Annotated in this window: 2 protein-coding genes; one reads left to right on the top strand and one right to left on the bottom strand. The window is 74.9% G+C overall.

What is annotated here, in order from left to right:
• Positions 1–77: 77 nt before the first annotated feature.
• Positions 78–1,247, bottom strand: coding sequence for a thiolase C-terminal domain-containing protein (locus SSOG_RS18425; RefSeq protein ID WP_009715760.1), 1,170 nt, complete (start codon positions 1,245–1,247; stop codon positions 78–80).
• A gap of 62 nt (positions 1,248–1,309) precedes the next feature.
• Between SSOG_RS18425 and SSOG_RS56090 the strand changes: the two genes are divergently transcribed.
• Positions 1,310–1,876, top strand: a 567-nt coding sequence (locus SSOG_RS56090) for an acyl-CoA dehydrogenase family protein (protein ID WP_009715759.1), incomplete at its 3' end; no start/stop codon positions are given.

The raw sequence follows: 1,876 nt of genomic DNA, 5'->3' as shown, positions 1-1,876 counted from the left end.
GGCGTCATCGTCGTGTGCGTCGCTCATGGGGGCACCATCCGATCACCCGGCGCCGGTCCGGGCAAGCGCCGCGCGGCTCAGCCGCGGCCGAGCACCACCGTGCCCGACGAGCAGAACCAGCCGCCCGTCCCCGACGCCACGGCCAGCTCCGGCAGCCGTCCGCCCGCCTTGTGCACCTGCCGGGCCCCCGCCTCGCCGCGCAGCTGCCGTACCGCCTCGACCAGCAGGAACAGCCCGCGCATCCCGGGGTGACAGGCGGACAGGCCGCCGCCGTCGGTATTGACGGGCAGCGCGCCGCCGAGCGTCAGCCGTCCGTCCGCCGCGAACGCGCCGCCCTCACCCTTGGCGCAGAAGCCGAGGTCCTCGAGAGTCACCAGGGTCATGTAGGTGAACGCGTCGTACAGCTCCGCCACATCGATCTCCGACGGCCGCACCCCCGCCCGCGCGAAGGCGTCGCGCCCGGAGGTCGCCGCGGGCGAGACGGTGAAGTCGTCCCACTCCGACATGGCCGAATGCGAGACGGCCGTGCCCGAGCCCAGCACCCATACCGGGGTCCTGGCGGTGTCCGCCACCAGGTCCTCGGCCGCCAGCAGCACCGCGCAGCCGCCGTCCGAGCGGATGCAGCAGTGGAGTTTGGTGAAGGGGTCGGCGATCATCGGCCCGCTCAGTACGTCGTCGACCGTGATCGGTTCCCGGTACATCGCGTCCGGGTTGTGCGCGGCGTTGGCGCGGGCCTGCACGGCGATGTCCGCGAGCTGTTCGAGCGTGGTGCCGTACTCGTGCATATGGCGGCGCGCGGCCATCGCGTACTTGGCGATCAGGGTGTGGCCGTACGCCACCTCGAACTGATGTGGTCCGCGCGCCCCGAAGGAGAGGTTCGCGGTCCGGCGGCCCGCCCGGATGTCGGCGCGGGCGGTCGAGCCGTAGACGAGGAGGACGGCGCGGGCGTGCCCGGCGGCGATCGCGTCCGCCGCGTGCGCCGCCATGACCTCCCAGGTGGCCCCGCCGACGGCGGTCGAGTCGGTCCAGCCGGGCCGCAGCCCCAGATACTCGGCCACCTCCACGGGCGCCAGCGTGCCCAGCCCGGCCGAGGCGAAGCCGTCCACCACGGACCGGTCGAGACCGGAGTCGGCCAGCGCCCGGCGGGCGGCCTGGGCGTGCAGGGTGTAGGGGGTGGGGCCGTCGACGCGACCGCAGTCGGCGAGGGCGACGCCGACGACGGCGACCTTGCGGGGAGCAGGCGTCATGTATCTGACGGTACATCAGATTGCTGCGTTAGTATGACGGGTCGTCAGGAGAGGGAGGTCCGATGGATGCCGCGCTCAGCGAGGAGCAGGAGGAGATCCGGCGCACCCTGAGGGAGCTGCTGCGGGGGCGGTGCGGCGGCGACGACGTCAAAACGGCCGTCCGCACCGCGACCGGATACGACGAGGAGCTGTGGGAACGCCTCGCGCGCGAGCTGGGCCTCCCCGGGCTCGCCCTGTCCACCGCGTACGGCGGCGTCGGGTGCGGACCCGTCGAGCTGGCGCTCGCCTGCGAGGAGACCGGGCGCGCGCTGCTCCCCTCCCCGCTGCTGGCCACCGCCGTGCTCGCGGCGCCCCTGGTCGCCGCCCTCGGCACCGGCTCCCAGCGCGCCGAGCTGCTGCCGCGGATCGCGGGCGGCGAGCTGACGGCGGCGCTCGCGGTGCCGGGCCGGGCGCTGTCCCGGGCGCTGGGCCTCGACCGGCCCGACGGCCGCGACGCGGAGGACTGGGCGGGTGGGGGCCGCGCGGGCGGCGTCCAGGACCGGGTCCGGGACGGCGGCTGGCATCTGTACGGGCAGGTGGAGCACGTGCTCGACGGTCACAGCGCCCAGCTGCTGCTGGTCGCCGCCCGC

Source organism: Streptomyces himastatinicus ATCC 53653 (genome assembly GCF_000158915.1).
GTDB lineage: Bacteria > Actinomycetota > Actinomycetes > Streptomycetales > Streptomycetaceae > Streptomyces > Streptomyces himastatinicus.
This window is presented reverse-complemented; position numbering and strand designations above follow the sequence as displayed.